At 41.4% G+C, this 23,204-nt stretch carries 23 protein-coding genes and 1 pseudogene; 22 read left to right on the top strand and 2 right to left on the bottom strand.

Translation table 11 applies throughout. The features are described from left to right. Positions 1 to 20: 20 nt before the first annotated feature. The 5 genes from CI597_RS19045 to CI597_RS13325 all read left to right on the top strand — a co-directional run bounded on the left by CI597_RS19045 (position 21) and on the right by CI597_RS13325 (position 4,160). Positions 21 to 458 carry a GGDEF domain-containing protein gene (locus tag CI597_RS19045; RefSeq protein WP_328514491.1) on the top strand — a complete coding sequence of 146 codons (438 nt, stop codon included), beginning with the start codon at positions 21 to 23 and terminating at the stop codon, positions 456 to 458. Positions 459 to 473: 15 nt separating this feature from the next. Continuing rightward, positions 474 to 629 (top strand): hypothetical protein, encoded by a 156-nt coding sequence (locus CI597_RS18685; RefSeq protein WP_235824634.1) that lies wholly within the window; start codon positions 474 to 476, stop codon positions 627 to 629. Positions 630 to 1,135: 506 nt separating this feature from the next. Further along, positions 1,136 to 2,287 carry a D-alanyl-D-alanine carboxypeptidase family protein gene (locus CI597_RS13335; RefSeq protein WP_024727148.1) on the top strand — a complete coding sequence of 384 codons (1,152 nt, stop codon included), beginning with the start codon at positions 1,136 to 1,138 and terminating at the stop codon, positions 2,285 to 2,287. A gap of 109 nt (positions 2,288 to 2,396) precedes the next feature. Further along, positions 2,397 to 2,747 (top strand): arsenate reductase family protein, encoded by a 351-nt coding sequence (locus tag CI597_RS13330; RefSeq protein WP_024727149.1) that lies wholly within the window; start codon positions 2,397 to 2,399, stop codon positions 2,745 to 2,747. A 33-nt stretch (positions 2,748 to 2,780) separates the two neighbouring features. Continuing rightward, positions 2,781 to 4,160 carry an aminopeptidase gene (locus CI597_RS13325; RefSeq protein WP_024727150.1) on the top strand — a complete coding sequence of 460 codons (1,380 nt, stop codon included), beginning with the start codon at positions 2,781 to 2,783 and terminating at the stop codon, positions 4,158 to 4,160. A gap of 82 nt (positions 4,161 to 4,242) precedes the next feature. Here CI597_RS13325 and CI597_RS13320 read toward each other — a convergent pair whose 3' ends face one another. Continuing rightward, a complete protein-coding gene (locus CI597_RS13320) occupies positions 4,243 to 4,611 on the bottom strand; it encodes a VOC family protein (RefSeq protein ID WP_006566643.1) in 369 nt (122 codons plus the stop codon). 86 nt (positions 4,612 to 4,697) lie between these two features. Here CI597_RS13320 and CI597_RS13315 point away from each other — a divergent pair, with 86 nt between their 5' ends. From CI597_RS13315 to CI597_RS13255, 12 genes and pseudogenes are all read left to right on the top strand, one after another. Further along, entirely contained in the window at positions 4,698 to 6,275 is a 1,578-nt protein-coding gene (locus tag CI597_RS13315) for a L,D-transpeptidase (protein WP_235824633.1), read from the top strand. Between the two features lie 171 nt (positions 6,276 to 6,446). Next, on the top strand, positions 6,447 to 8,858 hold the full coding sequence (gene leuS, locus CI597_RS13310; RefSeq protein ID WP_024727152.1) for a leucine--tRNA ligase: 2,412 nt from the start codon (positions 6,447 to 6,449) through the stop codon (positions 8,856 to 8,858). An 82-nt stretch (positions 8,859 to 8,940) separates the two neighbouring features. Further along, a complete protein-coding gene (locus CI597_RS13305; protein ID WP_095142966.1) occupies positions 8,941 to 9,711 on the top strand; it encodes a Cof-type HAD-IIB family hydrolase in 771 nt (256 codons plus the stop codon). Positions 9,712 to 9,888: 177 nt separating this feature from the next. Further along, positions 9,889 to 10,275, top strand: coding sequence for a BlaI/MecI/CopY family transcriptional regulator (locus tag CI597_RS13300; protein ID WP_024727154.1), 387 nt, complete (start codon positions 9,889 to 9,891; stop codon positions 10,273 to 10,275). Between the two features lie 955 nt (positions 10,276 to 11,230). Next, positions 11,231 to 11,779: a DUF3795 domain-containing protein gene (locus CI597_RS13290; RefSeq protein ID WP_024727155.1), complete on the top strand. Its 549-nt coding sequence runs from the start codon at positions 11,231 to 11,233 to the stop codon at positions 11,777 to 11,779. A gap of 20 nt (positions 11,780 to 11,799) precedes the next feature. Continuing rightward, on the top strand, positions 11,800 to 12,264 hold the full coding sequence (locus CI597_RS13285; RefSeq protein ID WP_024727156.1) for a VOC family protein: 465 nt from the start codon (positions 11,800 to 11,802) through the stop codon (positions 12,262 to 12,264). A gap of 97 nt (positions 12,265 to 12,361) precedes the next feature. Next, a complete protein-coding gene (vanR-D, locus tag CI597_RS13280) occupies positions 12,362 to 13,060 on the top strand; it encodes a vancomycin resistance response regulator transcription factor VanR-D (RefSeq protein WP_024727157.1) in 699 nt (232 codons plus the stop codon). Continuing rightward, complete coding sequence (gene vanS / locus CI597_RS13275; RefSeq protein WP_095142965.1) at positions 13,050 to 14,195, top strand: vancomycin resistance histidine kinase VanS; 1,146 nt, start codon at positions 13,050 to 13,052, stop codon at positions 14,193 to 14,195. Before vanR-D ends, vanS begins: the two co-directional genes overlap by 11 nt. 126 nt (positions 14,196 to 14,321) lie before the next feature. Further along, positions 14,322 to 15,389 carry a transpeptidase-like D-Ala-D-Ala carboxypeptidase VanY-D gene (gene vanY-D / locus CI597_RS13270; protein WP_095142964.1) on the top strand — a complete coding sequence of 356 codons (1,068 nt, stop codon included), beginning with the start codon at positions 14,322 to 14,324 and terminating at the stop codon, positions 15,387 to 15,389. A gap of 36 nt (positions 15,390 to 15,425) precedes the next feature. Then, a pseudogene (locus tag CI597_RS13265) lies at positions 15,426 to 15,557 on the top strand (D-lactate dehydrogenase VanH-D); the annotation flags it as partial. Between the two features lie 55 nt (positions 15,558 to 15,612). After that, complete coding sequence (locus tag CI597_RS13260; RefSeq protein ID WP_095142963.1) at positions 15,613 to 15,936, top strand: hypothetical protein; 324 nt, start codon at positions 15,613 to 15,615, stop codon at positions 15,934 to 15,936. 9 nt (positions 15,937 to 15,945) lie between these two features. Continuing rightward, entirely contained in the window at positions 15,946 to 16,311 is a 366-nt protein-coding gene (locus tag CI597_RS13255) for a hypothetical protein (protein WP_024727161.1), read from the top strand. A 384-nt stretch (positions 16,312 to 16,695) separates the two neighbouring features. Here CI597_RS13255 and CI597_RS13250 read toward each other — a convergent pair whose 3' ends face one another. Next, on the bottom strand, positions 16,696 to 17,592 hold the full coding sequence (locus CI597_RS13250) for a LysR family transcriptional regulator (RefSeq protein ID WP_024727162.1): 897 nt from the start codon (positions 17,590 to 17,592) through the stop codon (positions 16,696 to 16,698). Between the two features lie 122 nt (positions 17,593 to 17,714). Between CI597_RS13250 and CI597_RS13245 the strand changes: the two genes are divergently transcribed. The 5 genes from CI597_RS13245 to CI597_RS13225 all read left to right on the top strand — a co-directional run bounded on the left by CI597_RS13245 (position 17,715) and on the right by CI597_RS13225 (position 22,998). Beyond that, entirely contained in the window at positions 17,715 to 18,467 is a 753-nt protein-coding gene (locus CI597_RS13245) for a carboxymuconolactone decarboxylase family protein (RefSeq protein ID WP_095142962.1), read from the top strand. A 20-nt stretch (positions 18,468 to 18,487) separates the two neighbouring features. Further along, entirely contained in the window at positions 18,488 to 18,928 is a 441-nt protein-coding gene (locus CI597_RS13240; protein WP_024727164.1) for a cupin domain-containing protein, read from the top strand. A 253-nt stretch (positions 18,929 to 19,181) separates the two neighbouring features. Continuing rightward, on the top strand, positions 19,182 to 20,525 hold the full coding sequence (locus CI597_RS13235) for a 6-phospho-alpha-glucosidase (protein ID WP_095142961.1): 1,344 nt from the start codon (positions 19,182 to 19,184) through the stop codon (positions 20,523 to 20,525). 11 nt (positions 20,526 to 20,536) lie between these two features. Beyond that, positions 20,537 to 22,096, top strand: a complete 1,560-nt coding sequence (locus tag CI597_RS13230; protein ID WP_024727166.1) for a PTS transporter subunit EIIC — start codon at positions 20,537 to 20,539, stop codon at positions 22,094 to 22,096. Positions 22,097 to 22,200: 104 nt separating this feature from the next. Further along, the gene (locus tag CI597_RS13225; protein ID WP_158221719.1) at positions 22,201 to 22,998 is read left to right on the top strand and encodes a MurR/RpiR family transcriptional regulator; all 798 of its coding nucleotides are present in this window, start codon (positions 22,201 to 22,203) and stop codon (positions 22,996 to 22,998) included. The last annotated feature ends 206 nt before the right edge of the window (positions 22,999 to 23,204 follow it).

Here is a 23,204-nt window from a genome sequence, read left to right as displayed (position 1 = left end):
TTTTGTCCCTTCAAACATAAATACGTTCCTTATCTTTTGGCGGGACTTTAGAACTGCGTTTTCCTTGCGCTGAGGTTATTACGATTATTTTATATGCAGCTGTTTCTTCGCAGCTTTCTGCCGCTGTCAGCCAGCAGGAACTGCAGGATGAGAACCGCAGCCTGTCGACGCTTGCAAACTATGACCAGCTCACCGGACTGCTGAGCCGGCATGCTTTCCTAAAAAAGGTGGAAAACTGTCTGGCGGCCTTTGCAGTGCTGGCACTGCGCGATATCGATGATTTTAAGATTGTAAACGACACGTGGGGACATTTCTGCGGAGATAAGATTCTGAGTGAACCAGCAGAACTTATCTGTTCTTTTCTGGGAGGAGACGTGGATGTCTGCCGGTGGGGAGGAGCAGAGTTTATTTTTCTTTTCCGGGACACACCGCTGGAGGATGTGCTCATAAAGCTTTAGGAGCTGTGTGATACGGTGGCCGGACATGTTTTTTGCTGTGATGATAAAAATCTGCATATTACTATGACCTTCGGAGTCAGTCCTTCCGAGGAGATAATTGCCCTGGCCGACAGACAGATGTACAAGGGCAAGACTGCAGGGAAGAATCGCGTCGTCTGCGGGAAACCATGAGACTATGTTATACCTTATCGTGCGGAGCACGTCCACCCGAAGGGTATGAGTTACGGTGTGCCCTGTGGGTATACCTTATCGTGCGGAGCACGTCCACCCGAAGGGTATGAGTTACGGTGTGCCCTGTGGGTATACCTTATCGTGCGGAGCACGTCCACCCGAAGGGTATGAGTTACGGTGTGCCCTGTGGGTATACCTTATCGTGCGGAGCACGTCCACCCGAAGGGTATGAGTTACGGTGTGCCCTGTGGGTATACCTTATCGTGCGGAGCACGTCCACCCGAAGGGTATGAGTTACGGTGTGCCCTGTGGGTATACCTTATCGTGCGGAGCACGTCCACCCGAAGGGTATAAAATACGGTGTGCCCTGTGGGTATATTTTGTTCTGACGTTTCATATAGTATTAATTGTATGAGTTTTTCTCCATTATCCCAGTCGGCTCTTAACAGGCCTCCTTCCGATAACGGAGAGAAATATCTTAGCTGGCTTGAAGGAGAGTAAATGGAATGAAGAAGATTTTCTGTGTAATATGGTCTCTGTTTTTGTGTCTGCAGCTCGGATTTCACACGGTCCGGGCGGATGATACGTTAAAGCTCTATGCAAAATCTGCAATTTTGATGGATGCGGGCAGCGGACGAGTCTTATTTGATAAATCCGGAAAAGCCAGAATGCCGAATGCCAGCACTACAAAGATTTTAACATGCCTGTATATTATTAAACATTGCAATCTGGAAGAGGAAGCGACAGTTTCTAAAAATGCCGCTGCCCAGCCACAGGTCCATCTGGGGGCAAGGGCCGGGGAAAAATACAAAGTTAAGGACCTCCTTTACGGACTGATGCTTGAGTCTTACAATGACTGTGCGGTGATCCTGGCGGAGCACGCGGCGGGATCAACTGAAAACTTTGCAAAAAAGCTCAATGCAGAGGCCAGATCCTATGGGGCAAAGTCGACACACTTTGTCACGCCCAACGGATTGGACCGCACCGACAAAAACGGGATTCATTCCACTACGGCATATGATCTTGCACTGATCATGAAACAGTGCATCAAAAATAAAGAATTTTTGGAGATCACCAGAGCCAGGAGCCATTCTTTTCATGACGCATCCGGGCAGCGTTCTTTTAATTGCAATAACCACAACGCCCTGCTGTCCATGATGGACGGTGCGGTTTCCGGAAAGACCGGATTTACTTCTAAAGCCGGGTACTGCTACGTGGGAGCCGTGAAGAAAAATGGCATGACCATGATCGCGGTCGTGCTGGCCTGCGGATGGCCTCCCCATAAAACTTACAAATGGTCGGATGTCAGAACTTTGATAGACTACGGTGCCAAAAATTATTCCTATCACAAGATTATTCCGGACTACAGCAAATTAACGGACTTGTATGTAAATGGAGGGATGGAGCACAAAGTCTCCATAGGGGCCAAAGGCGGAGGTATGACGCTTCTGCTGAAAAAAGGGGAAAAGGTCGATATCAAATGCCAGATCCCGAAGAGTTTAGATGCACCTGTAAAGAAGAAAGAACAGGTGGGGAAGATCGAATATGTGCTGAACGGCAAGGTGATCCGGGAGGAAAAAGTCTTTACGAAAAATTCTATCGACAAAAAGGATTACTGGTGGTATCTCGGAAAAACACTGGATGAGTTCTGCCTGTAAAAAATATTAGAGGAAAAGGTTGTTGAGATTCTGGATCAACTGCCTTTTTTTCTAAACTGAAATATGATAAGATAACCGGAGAATAAACCAAGGAAAGGAGAACAAGACAATGTTATTTATAGAATATCCGAAATGTACAACCTGTAAAAGAGCGAAAAAATGGCTGGACGAGCATCAGATTTCCTATGAAGACCGCCATATAGTGGAAAACAATCCAAAAGCAGAGGAATTAAAAGAATGGATTGCAGTGAGCGGACTTCCGGTCAAGCGTTTTTTTAATACAAGCGGGATGAAATACAGGGATCTGGGACTGAAAGACCGACTCCCGGAAATGAGCGAGGAGGAACAGATCGATCTTCTGGCGACAGACGGCATGCTGGTAAAACGTCCTTTAGTCATAGGGGATGACTTTGTCTTGATTGGATTTAAAGAGGAACAATGGGGCAATACTATCAAATAAAAAGTATTTTTGCAGACAGAAAGGATATTGCGAATGGAACGAAAGAATACATGGCTTTCTTATACAGAAGAAGAGATAGAAAAACTGGAATCTCTGGCGTCTGATTATAAAGAGTACCTCACCGGCGGAAAAACAGAGAGGGAATGTGTGAAAGAATCAGTAAAACTGGCCCAGAGAGCAGGATATCAGGATTTAGAGCATTTTATAGCAGAGGAAAAGAAGCTGAACCCGGGTGATAAAGTTTACCGCACGTGGATGGACAAAACCATTGTCCTATTCCAGATCGGGGAAAAGCCGATGGAAGACGGGTTGAACATTTTGGGGGCGCACATCGATTCCCCAAGGATGGATTTAAAACAAAATCCACTGTATGAGGACACAGAAATGGTGCTTCTGGACACCCATTACTACGGCGGTGTGAAGAAATATCAGTGGGTGACGCTGCCTTTGGCTCTCCACGGAGTTGTCATTAAAAAGGACGGAACTACAATTGAGATCAGCATTGGTGAGAAAGAAACCGATCCTGTGGTAGGGGTGACCGATCTTTTGATCCATCTGTCCGCACAGCAGCTGGAAAAGAAGGCTAAGGTCGTGATCGAAGGTGAAGATCTGAATGTACTGATCGGAAGCCGCCCGGCCAAAGGTGAAGAGAAGGATGCCGTAAAAAGAGAAATGCTTGGCATATTGAAAGAGGAATACGGGATTGAGGAAGAAGATTTCCTGTCTGCTGAGATCGAGGTTGTCCCGGCAGGGCCCGCCAGAGATTTCGGATTAGACCGCAGCATGATCATGTCTTACGGGCAGGATGACAGGGTTTGTGCCTACACATCCCTTGTGGCTATGCTGAATGTGGAGGATGCTCAGAGGACTACCTGCTGTATCCTCGTGGACAAAGAAGAAATCGGAAGCGTGGGCGCTACCGGCATGCATTCCAGATTTTTTGAAAATACACTGGCCGAGATCATGGCCCTGACAGGAGAATACAGTGAGTTAAAACTCCGCAGAATCCTTCAGAATTCTCATATGCTGTCTTCTGATGTGAGTGCGGCTTTTGATCCGAATTATCCTCAGGTCATGGAAAAGAAGAATGCGGCTTACTTCGGAAAGGGACTGGTCTTGAATAAATATACCGGCTCCAGGGGGAAATCCGGTTCCAACGACGCCAACCCTGAATTCGTTGCGAAACTCCGAAGAATGTTTGATGATAATCAGGTAGCATTCCAGACTGCAGAACTCGGAAAAGTAGATGAAGGAGGCGGGGGAACCATCGCTTATATTCCGGCTTCCTATGCTATGGACGTCATCGACTGCGGTGTTGCAGTGCTGAATATGCACGCTCCATGGGAGATCACAAGCAAATCCGATCTCTACGAAGTGGAAAAGGGATACGAAGTATTCCTGCGAAACTGCTGAACATCATGTAGATAAAAAGAGAATCCTGACAGTTTCCTTATCACTGTCAGGATTCTCTTTTATTTTAGATTCTGAAAATAAATTACTTTTTGCTCGGTATGATCTCGATCCAGTAGCCGTCGGGATCACTGATGAAGTAAATACCCATATCCGGATTTTCATAACAGATACAGCCCATCTCCTCATGACGCTTGTGAAGGGCTTCCATATCGTCGGTCTCCAGAGCCAGGTGATACTCGAGTTCTCCCAGATTATATGGTTCCGTGCGGTCCTTTAACCATGTGAGCTCCAGAGAGAAGCCTGTAGTCTGGTCTCCCAGAAATACGAGCTTAAAACTCCCGTCGGATGCGTTTTTTTCACGGACAGGCTCAAGATCCAATGCTTTTTTATAGAAGTCAAGGCTTTTGTCCAAGTCCAGAACGTTGAAGTTAAAGTGATTAAATGCAATCATAATGTCCTCCTTGATATTTTACGATTTTCTTAAATTTATAATAACATACTTTTTGCTATTTACAAGTGTAAAAGAGAGTGGATATAATGGTAGAGTATTTAGGAAAGACGAAAGGGGAAGTTATGAAGCAGCAAATCAGCAAGTTAAAGAAGTTGACAGCAGTCCTTCTGATGTTGTCTTTGCTTATCGGGACAGGAATCGGTCCGGCTAAGGCAAAGACCGTCAGCGCGGCACAGACAAAATACTGGATTAAGGTTAATAAGCAGGCAAATGTAGCCACTGTATATAAGCTTACCAAAGGAAAGTATAAACCGATCAAGGCGTTTTTAGTGTCCTGCGGGGGCTCCAATACACCGTCCGGAACCTTTTATACTCCGGCGAAATATCGCTGGCAGACATTGATGGGACCGAGCTATGGACAGTATTGTACAAGGATTCATGGAGGGATTTTATTCCACTCTGTGTGGTATTACAGCCACAGCAAGGCCAGCCAGTCCACCGTTCAGTTCAATAAGCTTGGAAAGACCGCATCACACGGATGCGTGCGTTTAAGTGTTGCTGACGCAAAGTGGATCTATGATAACTGTAAACTGGGAACAAAGGTTACCATATACAGCAGCAAGAATCCGGGACCGTTAGGAAAACCAAAGCCCATCAAGGTGTCCACTTCCAGAAGTATGTACTGGGACCCGACCGATCCGGATAAGAACAATCCGTACCGCAAGGTAAAACCGACCATCAAGATTTCTTCCAAGAAGAAAAAAACAGTGGAGTACGGCAAATCTTACAGCGTGAAGTCTCATGTAACGGCGAAAGACAATGTGACAAAGAAAAGCCTTACAAAGAAAGTGAAGTATTCAGTCACCAAGTATAATGCAGAGAAGAAAAAGTATTATAAAGCGAAATTCAGCACAAAATCTTTAGGTACATACAAGATTAAGTATTCTGTAAAATCTGCCCTTGGAAAGAGCGCAAGCAAGACGATCAAGGTAGAAGTTGTGGATACTCTTGCACCGGTAATTTCCAACGCGACAAATAAAACAGTTACGATTAATACGAAGAATGCTGTGTTTAAGACAACGGCCAAGATGAGAAGCGGCAAGAGCAGAACTTCTGCCATGACAGTCTCCATCACAAAACCGGGAGAGAAGAAGGCCACGTCCATGTCTTACTCTAAGGCCAAATCTTACGTGTTTAACAAGGCCGGAACTTACACTGTGAAGTATACGGTGAAGAACAGCAATAAGCCTTACAGAGCGGCATCCAAGACAGTAAAAGTTACAGTCAAAGGTTATAAGAATGCTGAGATAAAAGCAAATCCGACGGCATTTACAATGACAGTGACCGATCCAAATGCGGTAGATCAGGCAAAGAAAGAATTAGAGGCACAGATTATAAAGGCCATCAGCATTACAGACAATGGTACTAAGGTGATACCGTCTGATAAAAATCTGAAGTTTGAATATATTGGGCAAAACGATGATACAGCCTATACAGACTTCTCAAAAGACGGAAACTGCAGAGTGAAAGTTACTTATACTGGTACAAAAAATAAGAAGCCGGTATCTGTTATCGTGAATATTTCTGTAAAAACCGAAATTCCGTTAGACGGTAAAAATACCAAAGCTATACCTGCCTCTGAGACGACAACAGCAGTAGAATAAACTAAATAGCTTTTAACTATGAAAGGTGTCCGGCTTTGCCGGATGCCTTTTGTATATAGAAATATTGACATCAAACGGGTATATGATAAAATAAATAAGTTAATAAGTATATATTACTTTATTTTATATATTGTATTTAGACAAGAGATACAGTTTAGGAGGATGAAAATTATGGCAGTACCTTATAATCATAAGGCAATCGAACAGAAGTGGAGGAAACACTGGGAGGAACAGCCGGTCAACGAAAATGACGGCAAAAAGCCGAAATACTATTGTCTGGACATGTTCCCGTATCCGTCAGGAAGCGGACTTCATGTGGGACACTGGAGAGGCTATGTGATCAGCGATGTGTGGAGCCGTTACAAAATGCTCAATGGATACTATGTGATCCACCCTATGGGATGGGATGCCTTTGGACTGCCGGCGGAAAACTACGCGATCAAGATGGGCGTGCATCCGAAAGAATCCACAGCAAAGAATATAGAGAATATCAAACGCCAGATCGGCGAGATCGCGGCCATCTATGACTGGGATATGGAAGTCAACACCACAGACCCTGAGTTCTACAAATGGACCCAGTGGATTTTTGTTCAAATGTTTAAAAAGGGACTGGCCTATGAAAAACAGATGCCGATCAACTGGTGCCCTTCCTGTAAGACAGGGCTTGCAAATGAAGAAGTTGTAAACGGCAAATGTGAGCGCTGCGGTGCAGATGTGACGAAGAAAAATCTGAGACAATGGATGTTAAAGATCACAGAATATGCAGACCGCCTCCTGGGTGACTTGGATAAGCTGAATTGGCCGGAAAAAGTCAAGAAAATGCAGGCAGAGTGGATCGGAAAGAGCCACGGCGCCGAGGTTGACTTTAAAATAGAAGACAGCGATGAGGCGATCACTGTCTATACGACAAGGCCGGATACACTTCACGGAGCAACCTTCATGGTATTGGCGCCGGAACACAAGCTGGCAGCGGAACTTGCCACTGATGAGACCAGAGAAGCAGTGGAGGAGTATATCTACCAGGCATCTTTGAAATCTTCCGTAGACCGCCTGCAGGATAAAGAAAAGACCGGTGTGTTTACCGGAAGCTATGCAGTCAACCCGATCAATGGTAAAAAGGTTCCAATCTGGCTGTCTGACTATGTCCTCGCAGACTATGGAACAGGTGCTATCATGTGTGTTCCTGCCCATGATGACCGTGACTTTGAATTTGCCACGAAATTTAATATTCCGATCGTACAGGTCATTGCTAAAGATGGAAAAGAAATCGAAAATATGACAGAGGCATACACAGAGGCAGCCGGAACAATGATCAATTCCGGTGACTGGAACGGTATGGAATCTTCTGTATTAAAAGAGGAAGCCCCGGCCATCATTGAGAAGATGGGAGTGGGCAAAAAGACTACCAACTATAAGCTCAGAGACTGGGTATTCAGTCGCCAGCGCTACTGGGGAGAACCGATTCCGATCGTTCACTGTCCGGACTGCGGTGCCGTGCCGGTGCCGGAAGAAGAACTTCCGCTGACACTTCCGGAAGTTGAAAAATACGAGCCTACGGGAACAGGAGAATCTCCGCTTGCAGACATTGATGAATGGGTCAACACAACCTGTCCTGTCTGTGGAAAACCGGCTAAGAGAGAGACGAATACTATGCCGCAGTGGGCGGGATCATCCTGGTATTTTCTGCGATATATCGACAGCAAGAACAGTAAAGAACTGGTTTCCAAAGAAAAAGCGGACAAATACCTGCCGGTTGATATGTATATCGGCGGTGTAGAGCATGCCGTGCTCCATCTGTTGTATTCCAGATTCTACACGAAGTTCTTGTATGACATCGGTGCAGTGGACTTTGATGAACCGTTCCACAAGCTGTTCAACCAGGGTATGATAACAGGTAAAAACGGAATTAAGATGAGCAAGTCCAAGGGAAATGTAGTCTCACCGGATGATCTGGTAAGAGATTACGGATGTGATTCCCTCAGAATGTATGAACTGTTCGTGGGACCGCCTGAACTGGATGCGGAGTGGGATGAGAGAGGAATCGACGGTGTGCGCCGTTTCTTAAGCCGTTTCTATAACGTGGTTCTGGACCAGAAGGACAAGAATGTTAAAGAGACAAAGGATCTGCTCAAGGTACGCAATCGTCTTGTATATGATGTGACAAGCAGGCTTGAGAAATTCAGCCTGAATACAGTGGTCAGCGGATTCATGGAGTATAATAATAAACTCAATGATCTGGCGAAAAAGGGCGGAGTGGACAAAAAGACTCTGGAAACTTTCATTGTGCTGCTGGCACCTTTCGCGCCTCATATTTCTGAGGAACTCTGGAGTGAGCTGGGACATGAGGACAGTGTATTTTCACAGAAATGGCCGGCCTATGATGAAGCGTATTTAAAAGACGATGAGGTTGAGATTGCAGTGCAGATTAACGGAAAAGCGAGAACAACTATTACCATCGGAGCAGATGATGCAAAAGATGCGGTCATTGCAAAGGCAAAAGAAGCATTGGGTGACAAGCTGAACGGAACCGTTGTAAAAGAGATTTATGTTCCGGGAAGAATTGTAAATATTGTGCAGAAATAAAAAAGTAAATCCAGAAAAATGGCGCAAGTGGAGACATTGCTTGCGCCATTTTTGAATTTGATGATAAAAGGAGAATCAGAAAATGATAAAAGCAGTTTTTTTTGATCTTGATGGCACATTGATTTCTAATACAACTGGTGGAATTCCGAAAAGCGCCAGAAAATCCATAGACTGCCTGAGAATGAACGGAGTTCGTGTATTTACGGCGACCGGCAGACACATGTCGGAGATCAAAGATCTGCCAGCCTTTGACATACAGTTTGACGGCTTCATTACACTGAACGGGCAGCTCTGCCTGGACAGCAGGAAAGAACTGCTTTACGGTGAGCCAATCAGTGAGAGGAATGTCGAGCAGATGCTTACTATGTTTGAGGCGCGGAAGGTGCCGCTTATGCTGGTTGAAAAAGACAGAATGTATATCAATTATATCGATGAGATGGTGGAAAAAGCACAAGCAGCGATTAATACAGCAGTTCCCGATATCGGCACTTATTCCGGAGAACCGATCTATCAATTTATTTTGTATTCGGAGGAAAAAACGGCAGAGAAAATCGTTGCGGGACTTGAGGACTGCAAGATGACCAGATGGAATCCATATGGGGTCGATATCATTTCAAAAAGCGGGGGGAAAGTGGCCGGAATCAAGCGGATCATACAGGCTTGCGGGATTCGACGTAATGAAGTCATGGCATTTGGAGATGGTGAAAATGATATGGACATGCTCCGCTATGCAGGAATCGGGGTCGCGATGGGAAATGCTGAGGAAGATGTCAAAGTGTGTGCGGATTATATAACAGATGATGTGGATGAAGACGGAATTGAAAAGGCATTCAAATATTTTAAGATGGTTTAATTTATTCCTCACCATTTGAATAGAATCGTTATTTTGAGAGTAAAATCAAAAGGGAATATTAGTATAATTTATTTTTATATATTTAAAAATTTTTCAGGAACAGAATTAAGGGCTTGAAAAAAATAGAAATTATAGTAGAATCTATTTATAACAATAAACAGAAAAGGAAAGATAGCATTGGAAAATAAAGATATACTATATGGTGTAGAAACTATTATTATGAAATCCATTTGGAAATTAGAAAAAACAGAGAAAGCTATAACTGTTTATGATATAATTCAAAGTTTAAAGGAAGATTATGAAAAAGAATACAGTCGAGCCACGGTCAGAACCTATCTAACAAAACTCGAAAAAAAAGGTTTTATACACATGGAATGGAAAGGGCGTTATAGTTATGTAATTTCTCTCATAGAAGAAAAAGCATATCAGAAGAAACAGTTAGAAAATATAAAAGAATTTTGGTTCGATGATTCTTTATCAGATATGGTATGTGCCTTTACAGAAACGATTTCACAAGGGCAAGTTGAGGAACTGAAAGATTTGATAAACAAATTAAGTGACTGAAAGGGGTTATTTGTTTATGGAAAGGAATAAAATAAAAGTATTTAATGCTGACAACCAGCTAAGTGCCATGGTATAAAAATAAAGTCATCGTTGCTAAAATTATTTTAATATTTTTTCTGCTTGGCATTATTATTCCGTTCATTGAGATGGTGATCGACATCCTGTAATGATTTGTTGAGATTAAAAGACGACAAAAGGGTGTTTCGCTGTCTGTGGGGAATACAAAATGATCTCCTCCTGTTATAATGAGCATAAAAAGGAGGGGATGATCTTGGATCAGAAGAAAATCGGAGTGTTTATTGCTCTGCTTCGTAAGGAACGGGGAATTACCCAGGCAGAACCTGGTGAAAAAATCGGGGTGACGAATAAAACAGTTTCACGGTAGGAAAATGGAGTTTCCCAAATAAAAGAATATTGCTACTAAGCTAAGAGATACTGCGTAAATGTTCAGGATCTCTTTTTCATTTCATAGGAAAGTTCTACGACCTTCCCTATGAAAAAAAACGCTCCGCGGGTTGTGCACAGATGCGTAAGGAAATTATTTGCCTGCGGCAAATTGCATCTGGCACGCAAAGTTGTCAAGCCCCTCAAAGAGTGAGGGAGGGGTTGGGGCGTTGAAGTGGGCTTGCCCACTTTGTTCTTGCCATGAAACAGTATAATATTTCATTTCTGCTTGATTACCTTAAAACTTATTAGATTATGGTTTGTCAAGGGCTTGTTGCGTAAGCAATGCTTTAGCATCCTTTATAAATCATAGTCTGATAAGTAATTTATCAAAAGCAGAAAAGAAATGACTATATTGAAGTATCATGATATAATAACCCCATCAATGCCCATTTGTGGAATTACAAAAAATGCGCTGTCAATGAATTTTCTTGTAGGTGTTGGAAGATGATTTTAATGTGAGAAAATCTTACGAAAAGAACGGCTGGGGACAAGATGTTTAGGAGGTATCATGAAAGGATTTAATCGACAAAATCAATTATTCGCTCTCTGTGGTTTGAACTGTGGGCTTTGCCCTATGTTTTTGAGTAAACACTGCCCTGGCTGCGGGGGCGGCGAGGGAAATCAGTCTTGTAAAATTGCAAGATGTAGCATGGAACATGGAGGGATTGAATACTGCTTTCAGTGCGGTGAATACCCTTGTCCGAAATATGATCATATCGAAGACTATGATGTTTTCATCACAGGAAGGAATCAAAAGCGCGATATGAAAAAGGCACAGCAGATTGGAGTGGAAGCCTACAACGCAGAGCAGGCAGAAAAGGCATGCATTCTGGACATCCTCCTCGCCCACTATAATGACGGGAGGAAAAAGACGCTGTTCTGTGTGGCAGTCAACCTGTTGGAACTGCAGGAACTGCAGGAGGTACTCCGGCAAATTGAAAACAGATCCGATTTGGAAACGCTGACGCTCAAAGAAAAAAGCGCTCTTGCCGCAGGATTGCTGAAGGCTGTGGCAGCAAAGAATGATATTGACCTGAAGTTGCGCAAGAAAAAGTGACGATGAAAAGGAGAATTTAAATGAAGTATGTATGTGTGGTTATATCAGTAGCTGACATCAAGACCGCAAGGAAGTTCTATGAAGACCTATTCGGATTAGAAGTGTATCAGGATTATGGAAGGAACATCGCGTTTACCTGTGGGCTGGCGTTACAGCAGGATTTTGACTGGCTGGTAAGTATACCAAAAGAAAAGGTACTGAAAAAATCCAATAATGCGGAAGTCGTCTTTGAGGAGCAGGATTTCGATGGTTTCCTGAATAAGCTGAAGGAGTACCCGGAGATCGAATATCTGGGAGAAGTCGCCCTGCATAGCTGGGGGCAGCGTGTAATCCGCTTCTACGACTTGGATGGACATCTTATAGAGGTTGGCGAGGATATGAAAATGGTGATTAGGCGTTTTCTCGCTTCTGGTATGACTATGGAAGAAATATCTGTGAAGATGGATACTTCTATTGGGGATTTAACAAAACTTCTGAATCGTTAGTACACAGTGGACAAATCAGCAAATTCCTATTCTGACAATCAAAACGCAAACACCGTCTGTAGGATAGTTGAGTTGGCCCAACAGTGAGGAGCAATATATGAATGAAAAAGTCTTAGTGGTTGATGATGAAAAAGAGCTGGCCGACTTAGTTGAAGTATATCTGAAAAATGATGGATATTCCGTTTATAAATTCTATAATGGCAAGGATGCATTAAAGTGCATTGAATCCGTAGAATTGGATTTAGCCATACTGGATATCATGCTTCCGGATGTTGACGGCTTTCAGATCTGCCAGAAAATCCGGGAGAAGTCCTACTTCCCTGTTATCATGCTGACAGCGAAAGTCGAGGACGGGGATAAAATCATGGGGCTGTCCGTTGCGGATGATTATATTACGAAGCCATTTAACCCGCTGGAAGTGGTTGCGAGAGTAAAGGCGCAGTTAAGGCAGTACATGCGGTACAAGCAGCCCCGCATAAAGCAGGAGGCTGAACGCACAGAATACGATATCAGAGGGATGACAATCAGCAAGAGCAGCCATAAATGTATCCTGTTTGGAAAGGAGATCCAGCTGACGCCAACGGAGTTTTCCATCCTTTGGTATCTGTGCGAGCGTCAGGGGATGGTTGTTTCTACGGAGGAATTATTTGAGGCAGTATGGGGAGAACGGTATTTTGATAGCAATAATACCGTGATGGCGCATATCGGGCGCCTCAGAGAGAAAATGAAGGAGCCGTCAAGAAATCCGAAATTTATAAAAACCGTGTGGGGAGTGGGATATACCATTGAAAAATAAAAATAACATCAGTCATGAAGATGACTATTTGCTTTTTAAAAACAGATTGTTTGTTAAAATACTGCTGATCATGGCATGCTCCATTCTGATTATAGCGGTTATTTACCTGTTCGTCTTAAAAGATAATTTTGCAAATGTGGTGGTAGCCATATTAGAGTGTTTTGTTTATCATGACCGGAATGAGGCGGTGGCTGTTTACCTGAGAACTTTCAAGGCGTATGAGATATGGCTTTTCCTGATTGCCGTCATGGGCGTGTTCTTTATCATTTTCCGCCACTATCTGGACAGCATTTCAAAGTATTTTAAGGAGATCAACCGGGGGATTGATACCCTGGTGCATGAAGATACCAATGATATTGCCTTGCCTCCGGAACTGGCTTCGACCGAAAGGAAAATCAATTCCATACGGCATACCCTGACGAAACGGAAAACGGATGTCGAGCTTGCAGAGCAACGGAAAAACGACCTTGTCATGTACCTGGCCCATGATTTGAAGACCCCGCTTGCATCGGTCATAGGGTATTTGAACCTGTTAAGGGATGAGAAGCAGATCTCCGAGGAACTCAGGGAAAAATATCTTTCCATATCACTGGATAAGGCGGAGCGTTTGGAAGGGCTGATCAATGAGTTTTTTGAAATTACCCGTTTTAATCTTTCAAACATTACGCTTGTATACAGCAAAATCAATCTGACGATGATGCTGGAACAGCTGGGGCATGAGTTTAAGCCGATGCTGGCCGGGAAAAATCTGAGATGTGAATTTGATGTTCAGCCGGACATGATGTTGTCCTGCGATGCCAACAAGCTGCAGCGGGTGTTCGATAATGTGATGAGAAATGCCGTCAACTACTGTTATGAGAATACCACCATTCAGGTGAAGGCCAGGAAGACAGAAAACCATGTGCTGATCAAAATCATGAACGAGGGGGATACGATTCCTGGAGAGAGATTAGAAAGGAGCTTTGAGCAGTTTTACCGCCTGGATGTGTCACGGAGCTCAAGCACCGGCGGAGCCGGTCTGGGGCTTGCGATTGCAAGGGAGATTGTGGAACTGCACCATGGGCAGATCACTGCCCACAGTGAAAACGGCACCACCTGTTTTGAGGTTACATTGCCGCTCGTAGAAAAATCGTAAGAAATTCCAGGATAAACCGTGTGTTATCCATAAAAGAATACGAAAACATAAATCGTTCCATTCTGGTATGCTTTTATACTAGGGGGAGCGATTTTTTTTTGCTTTCAGAAAGGAGCTAAGAGAAACGTGAAACGTCAAAACAACAGAAGAAATTACGATGGAAGGAACCGCAGAGAAGCGAAAAGAAGAAAATTGCTTTTTTACAGGGCTGCGTGTGCCATGCTCTGTTTACTCATAGCCTCTGTAATCTTTGGGGTCGCACATTTCCTTAAGGATGGTAAAGAGCCTGCCCTTCCAGTCGAAGAGAGCACAAAACCCGGCAAAGACATTTCGCGGGTGGCTGATGACCAGAGCGAAAAGGTTCTTCCATTTTCAGAGCCTGCCGTATCAGATCAGGCTGGCACGATTTCCGCAGACATCACAGCAGCAAACGCCATTTTGGTGAATAAAGACACCAATACGGTATTGTATCAGAAAAACGGCACGGATAAGATTGCGCCGGCCAGTACAGCCAAAATGATTACGGCGTTGACCGTGCTTGACCATTGTTCCCCGGAGGATGAAATGAGGGTAGGTGCGGAGATTGAAATGATCCATAATGATTCGTCAACCGCATGGCTTATGCAGGGCGATACATTGACTGTCAGGCAGCTACTGATTGCCCTTATGCTTCCGTCCGGCAATGATGCAGCCTATACCCTTGCAGTCAATACCGGAAAGGCCATTGCAGATGATAACAGCCTGACCAATCAGCAGGCCATTAAAATATTCATGGATAAGGTGAATGAGAAGGCCAGGGAGATTGGCGCCACAGACTCAAATTTTGTGGTCCCGGATGGGTATGACGCCGAGGGACAGTATACCACAGCCTATGACCTTGCCATTATTGCAAAGGCATGTTTGGAGAATTCCATTATTTCAGAAATTGTGGCAAGCAAAACATCAAATGAAAAATGGCCGAACGGAAGAGAGGTGACTTATAAAAATTCCAATAAGCTTCTTGATCCGAATAGTCCATATTACCATCCGGAGGTTATCGGCTTGAAAACCGGAACCAGCAGCCTTGGCGGCGCCTGTGTCGTTTCTGCCGCAGTGATTGACGGAGAAACCTATATCTGCGTAGTCATGGGCTCTACGAAGGAAAGCAGATTTCAGGACAGCGTTGATATTTTGGATAAAATCAAAGCCCAGTGAGATTTTAAGGAGGAAACGAATGAAGAAAAAACACATATTACGGTTTTTGGATGTGAGCCGGACGAAGCAGAGATATTCCGTAAACTTTCATCTGAGTATGGCATTACAGTTTCGCTCATAGAAGATGTCGTATCAGAGCACAACGCAAAATTAGCTGACGGATGCCGCCTTTTCCACGGGAAAGCTTGAAAGGGAGAAAGCGGGGCTGAAGGAAGAGCTGAACGTGATAGCGGGGATGATACAGCAGTGCATTGACGAGAACGCCCGCATTGCCCTCGACCAAAGCGAATACCAGAAAAGGTATGATGGCCTGTCGGAGCGTTTCGACAGGGTGAAGGGGCAGATGGATGCCGTCACGCTTGCCATTACTGAGAAACTGGCAAGGCGTGAAAAAATAGAGATGTTCCTCACAGAACTGGAACAGCAGGACGGGACGGTTACGGAATTCAGAGAACGGATCTGGTACAGTTTGGTGGATTATGTGACAGTCTTCAGCAAGGAAGATATCCATTTTACTTTTAAGAATGGGATGGAGATAAAGGTATAGGTAGAAACCTTGGGTGTTGGATACGAACAGGCAATAATGGGTGTTGAAGAAAGGATTTGTTTTATGGAAAATAGGATAGAATTTAATGCGGCAAAATACCCTAAAGTGATGTCATTAGTTATAGGGAAATCAATAAATGCGGATAAAGTTGATACAGATATGAATAGCATGGAACCAGAGTTGGCCATATACCTTCCAAGAGGAGTATATCTAATTTATCTTCAAGACATGGTCAACAAGCGAAAACATACGGAAATTGAGTTGTTCAAAAAATATGCCTATGGTGTTGTTTTAGAAGATAAGGATTACTCTGCATTGCTCCATTTGGACTATGCATCAATGAGGATGAAAATTGAAAGAAGATATTTAGCATAATAGAAGATGCGGAATAATCTATAAAGGTTGAAGCATGGGTAGGCATTAGAAAGTTCTATCGTTTTATATCCGGCAAGAGGATGCCCGTATGGAACTGCCACATTCAAATAGTGATATCCCAGAGGATAAAAGTTACATTTCGACAGCCAGGATCTTGAACTGCACGTTCCTACAAAAAAATCAAAATCCTTCCCTAAGTGTTCAAGTGTTGAAAGTATATTTCTGTGGTCATCTTCAAATGTAACAATGTTTAACTGATATTCTAAATGCTTCTCGCTGATCGATTTCCAAAGGTTGAAAAAAGTACGGCATGGATTAAGCAAAGACGTTCCTACAAATTGATTTTTATAGCGCCTATATTGTTCCCTTTTGGAGGGTTTATGATTACGATGACAAATTCATCTGTTCTAATATCCGAACCAGCCGCAGCACATAATCTGCAGGTTTGAGTGAATACAACAGCCCATAGGATATGCTGTATTCCCACTCTACGGGAATTGTCACTAACCCAGGATGAACATCCTGCCAGCATTCCAGGGATAACAGTATATTTTCTGTCTCGGCGCACCGGTTAAACACGGACATATCATAAAAATGCGGGGTGTCTTCTATTTGTATCTGGGGATGATGTTTCTTGAGATCGTCTCTGATATGATCATTGGTATCGGAGTCACCCTGCTTTACCATCATGAGTTTTTCACCGTATAAATCCGTAATTTTCAGCAGTTTTTTCTCTGCAAGACGGTGTTCCCTTGAGACTGCACACATCTTTTTATATCTTCCGAGAGGAAACATATTGCATTTGTTTAGCCATGTCTTAGAATCACAGACACCGATCAGGACATCAAATTTTTCTCCCAATTGTGATATTTCTGAAAGAATCCCTTTATGGTTATCGTCAAAAGGAACAAGATGCAGTTTATAGCCAGGAAAATCTTTATTTACGCGGTACCACAAATTCATAAAGGGTTTTGCCGGGTTAAGAAGTGATGTTCCGACATAGAAAGTTCGGTCTGTACAAGACATAGCATGTCTGGCATTCGTAATTGATTTTTTGGAAAAATCGAATAAAAACTTTGCATCTTTATAGATTACCTCCCCGGCAGGCGTCAGACGAATCCCTGAGGGTGTCCGTTTTGTAAGCTTCAGGTCCAGATGGTTTTCCAGGGAATTGATCTGTTTCATAACAGCGGTAGGTGAAATGTACAGGATTTCTGCAGCTTTTGTAAAACTGCCGCAGTCAGCCACCGTTACAAAGGCTGTTAAGAGACTGTTATACATAGGGCACCTCCAATCATAGTATAAACATTTAGTTTATACTATCGTAACGTACTGGAGATTCCAGGTCAAGCTTATGGCAAATATAATGAAGGAAAGATGGATAGGGAAAGCGAGGGAGAATGATGGCAATGACAGAATTTTCAAAAAAATACAAGGAAAAAATATTTCAGGGATGCGAGTCTGAGCTTATAGAAACAGATCCGGAGTTTATGGAGCGTTTTAATCATTTTGTATTTGATGAGGTGGTCAATCAGGTGAAACTTGATGACAAGATCGGATTTATGGCAATTTTGGCAGCTCTTTTAGGCTGTCAGGGAAAAGAAGCATTCAGAGAATTACTGCCTGCGGCCATGGATTTAGGGGTTACACCTGTTGAAGTGAAAGAAATTGTATATCAGGCAGCAGCTTATTTAGGAATGGGTAGAGTCCTTCCATTTTTAAAGATTACCAATGAAGTGCTGACAGAAAAAGGGGTATCACTTCCGCTGGAAGGACAGGCAGGCAACACTGTGGAGAACCGCAGGGAGACAGGAACACAGGTACAAGTGGAGATCTTCGGAGAAGGAATGCAGGATTTCTGGCAGTCCGGTCCTCGGGAGAGCAGGCACATCAATCAATGGCTGGCTGAAAACTGCTTTGGGGATTATTACACGAGAAACGGGCTTGACTACAAACAAAGGGAGATGATCACATTCTGTTTTCTGGCAGCACAGGGCGGATGTGAGCCTCAGCTTACCAGCCATGCGGCGGCCAATATGAGGATTGGCAATGGCAAGGAGTTTTTAATCAGGATTATTTCTCAGTGCCTGCCGTATATTGGATACCCAAGGAGTTTGAACGCATTAAGCTGTGTGAATGCAGCGGCAAAGAAATAGGAAAAAGGAGATTGATATCAATGAAGATGATAGAGAAAAAGGAATTTGACGAAATCAATGTATTTGGGCAGGGAGAGCCTAACGAAGGATTTGCGCAGTATTTCAGCGGAGCATCTTTTTTAAATGTACTGAACAACTCCCAGGAGAAGGGCGGAATCTTTACAGCCAATGTAACATTCGAGCCGGGATGCCGCAATAACTGGCATATCCACCACGCAGAGACAGGCGGCGGACAGATGCTGATCTGTACCGCCGGTGAAGGGTGGTATCAGGAGGAAGGAAAGGATGCGGTAAGCCTGACACCCGGAACCGTCATCAATATAAGGCCGGAAGTGAAACATTGGCACGGCGCAAAGAAAGATTCGTGGTTCAGCCACATAGCATTGGAGGTGCCTGGAACTGACTGCAGGAATGAATGGCGCGAGCCGGTTTCTGATGAAGAATATGGGGAATTATCTTGACAAAAAACAGTTTTATACAATAAAAAGTATGAGTAGAACAGCCAGAAGAGCGTAGAATCACGACGATTCTACGCTTTTTTTCTTCTTCCCAGCGTACTTTCTCTTTTAATAAGTGGATTTTATAATATTGTTGACCAGATTATTACATTTTCATACTAAAAAATTTCATAAAATGAAATTTTTAAATTTTTTTTCTGTAAGGTGATATATTATAGACACCCAAAGAAAACATTTACAGAAAAGAGGTATGGATATGAAGAAAAATGCAGTAGTTATAGTAGGTGCAGGAAGCACACACACACCAGGAATAATTCAAAGTTTATTACAAAAGAAGGATGAATTTCTTTTAAGAAAATTAGCTTTATTTGATATCGATGAAAAAAGATTACATTTAGTATATGATATCATGAAGCAATTCATTAATGAAACTTATCCAGGTCTTGAGGTTGTAGTTACAACAAATGAAGAAGAGGCTTATACAGATATAGACTTTGTATTTGCTCAAATTCGTCAAGGTGGATTAAAGTTAAGAAGTTCAGATGAAAAGATTCCATTAAAATATGGAGTAGTTGGACAAGAAACTTGTGGTCCTGGAGGATCAATTTCTTATGGAATGCGTTCAATTCCAGCTATAATTCATATCATAAAAATGGCAAAAAAGTATTCTCCAAATTGTTGGATTTTAAATTATTCAAACCCAGCAGCAGTTGTTGCAGAGGCTACAAGAAGAGAGTTCAATAATGAAAGAATATTAAATATATGCGATATGCCAACAGCAATTCTTTTATCTTATTCTAAGATGTTAGGCTTAGATAGCTGGCAATCATTAGACCCATGTTATTTTGGATTAAATCACTTTGGGTGGTTTACAGCTTTATATGATAAAGATGGGAAGGACCGTTTACCAGAATTAAGAGAAATGATATTAACTTCTGGTATGACAGCTTGTAGTGATAAGCATCATAAAGATAAGGATTGGCAAAAGACATGGAAGCAATATGCAGAGATAGTTAAGGATTATCCTGACTTCTTACCAAACAGCTATCTTCAATACTATTTATATTCTTCAGAGATGGTAGCAAAAATGGATATAAATCGTACAAGAGCTGATATGGTTATTGAAGAACGTGAACAAGAAATGTTTGCAGAACACAAGAAATATTTAGAGTCACCAGAAAACTATAAGAGTCCATTACAAGAGTTCACAGTATTTGGCGACTTTATAGTTGATGCAGCCTCATCTATTGCATACAATAAGGGAGAACGTTTCTTAGTAATTGTAGAAAATAATGGAGCTATCCCTAATATGCCAGCAGATGCCATGGTAGAAGTACCAGCATATATACGTTCATGGGGGCCAGAGCCAGTGTCAATTCCAGCAATACCAACCTTCCACAAAGGAATGATGGAAAATCAATTAGCTTCAGAAAAATTAGCTGTAGATGCTTATTTTGAAAATTCTTATGATAAAGCATTACAAGCTATAGCTATAAACAAAACAGTACCATCTACAACAGTTGCAAGAAAAATCTTAGATGACTTAATTGATGCAAACGGTGATTATTGGCCAACATTAAAATTAAAGAACGAAAGATAAGGAGGATTTTCATGGATAAGAAAAAAATATTTAGCTCATTTCAAAAACTAGGTAAAGTTCTAATGGCGCCTGTTCTACTTTTACCTATTTCAGGTATTCTTGTTGGTGTTGGTAGTGCATTTACAAACGCTAGCTTAGTTGAAGTTGCACCTTTTTTAGGGAATAGTTTCTTTTCTCTTATATTCCAATTAATGAAGGATGCAGGTAACGTTGTAAATAATAATATTTCAATTATTTTTGCTATATGTATTGCGTATGGATATGCTAAGTCTGAAAAAGCTACAGCAGCATTATCAGGTTTCTTAGGATATATGACAATGAATACAATAATGGGAAGTTTCTTAATTGCCAGAGGTGTTATAGATACAAGCAATTTAATTACTGGTCAAAAAGCAATTTTAGGTGTAACTACTTTAGATACTGGTGTGTTTGGTGGTATAATAATTGGTCTTATAGTAAGTTATCTTCATAATAAATATTATAAGATACAATTACCTCCAGTATTGGGTATCTTTAATGGGACACGTTTTATACCTGCAATTACAATTATAGTTTCTAGCTTTGCAGGTATTGGATTATCATTTATATTCCCTCCTATACAAAATGCTTTAGAGTTATCTTCTGGATTTATTAATTCAACTGGTGTGTTTGGAGCATTTGTATACGGATTTGCAGAGCGTATGTTATTACCTTTTGGTTTACATCACTTTATATATCTTCCATTCTTCTTCACATCTCTTGGTGGTGCAATGGAAATTGGAGGTCAAACAGTAGAGGGAGCTGTAAATATATATAATGCAATATTAAATACTCCTGGTGCTATGTTTGACATTAATATAAGTCGTTATGTAATGAATGGTAAAGTATTATTTGCTATGTTTGGTTTAACTGGTGCGGCACTTGCAATATATAAGACTGCAAAGAAGGAAAATAGAAAGAAAGTAGCCTCTCTTATGATAGCGGCAGTTATACCTTGTGCACTTATGGGAATTACTGAACCACTAGAGTATAGTTTCCTTTTCGTAGCACCTATGCTATTTGGAGTTCATGCTTTATTGTCAGGAATAGCTTATGTATTAACATATATAGTTCAATTTAATGTAGCAGGACCATCAGCCTTTGGAGGACCATTATTATCATGGATATTCAATGGAATATTAAATGCTGATAAGGGATCTAACTGGTATTGGTTACCTATACTTGGAATAGTTTATTTTGTAATCTACTATTACGTATTCAAATTTGTAATTATTAAATTCAATTTAAAAACCCCTGGAAGAGAAGTTGTAGATGTAGAAGAAAATGCAGTAAATGAAAGTAATACAGGAAATTTAATTCCTAAAATAGTAGAAGCCGTTGGTGGCAAAGATAATATTTTAAAAGTAGAAGCATGCTTTACTAGATTACGTTTAACACTAAAAGACACCTCAGTAATAGAAAAAGATGAGTATTTCAAAAATGAATTATCTGCTAATGGAATAGTTAAGGTTGCTCAAGGTGTACAATTTATTTATGGTAATAAAGCTTCTGTTTATAAAACTGAAATGAGAGAATATTTAGGTATTGAATAATTACATAAAGATATAGGGTAGTTTATGCTACCCTATATTTTTGTAATATAATATATATTTAATAGTTATAGAATGGTCCTATGTCAAGATAAATGGAGGAAAGTATGTATTCATTTTTTTCTAACATAAAAAGATGTGTAGAAGAAATAACGGAGTATTCTTCTATAGATAGCTATATAGCACAGTATATTTTACATAACCATGAAATAATCCCTGACATGACTATATTTGATATTGCAAAAGCATGTAACACCTCACCTTCTACAATAACAAGGTTTTGTAAAAGGGTTAATAATTCAAATTTTAAGGAGTTAAAAGAGGATGTTATTGTTTATAATGAGTTTCTTCAGGATGAAATAAGCAATAAAAGTGTTAAAAGTGGTAATGAAAATAGGAATAGTAATTCTATATTGAATGGGTATTTTAAGGCGCTTAATAAGTCATTTGTAGAAACAAAAGAACTTATTGATGAAAAGAAGCTGATTAAAGCTGTTCATTGGATTGAAGAAGCTAAGGGGATTTATGTCTTTGGTAGCTCTTTTTCTAATATTGTTGCTAAAAATTTCAGCGAAAAATTTACAAGGTTAAATAAGACTGCTTATTCTTTTCCAACTTTAAAAAGCCAGATACTTGCAATAGAAAGTATGAGTGAGGATGATATTGCAATAATTGTATCATTTTCTGGAACAACACGACATATAAAGCAAATAAATAAACTTTTAAAACAAAAGAATATAAAGATAATTTGGATTACATCACAAAATGAAATTAAGAATTCTTTTAGAGAAATTAGGTTATTAGTAAGTACTTTAAAAATGGAGGAGTTTCAAACATCAATTATTCAAGATCATGCACTAAATAGCATTGTAGATATATTATATATTTATTATGTATATCTATAATCTTAAATATAACAGAATAGCAATGTTCTTATGGGTGATTGTCTAAAAACAGATAACTACCCTTTTTCAAAGAGAGGGGATACTGTGAAAGAAAGTAGAGGACAGCCAATAAAAGGCGCACTTTAATAAGCTGTCTAATGGCAGCGCAAAAAAGATTATTGTTTTAAAAAGCTAAGAAGCTAATTGCGATTCGGAAATTTTCCCTT

This window comes from Anaerostipes hominis (ex Lee et al. 2021), from assembly GCF_002270485.1.
GTDB classification, from domain to species: Bacteria; Bacillota; Clostridia; order Lachnospirales; family Lachnospiraceae; genus Anaerostipes; species Anaerostipes hominis.
This window is presented reverse-complemented; position numbering and strand designations above follow the sequence as displayed.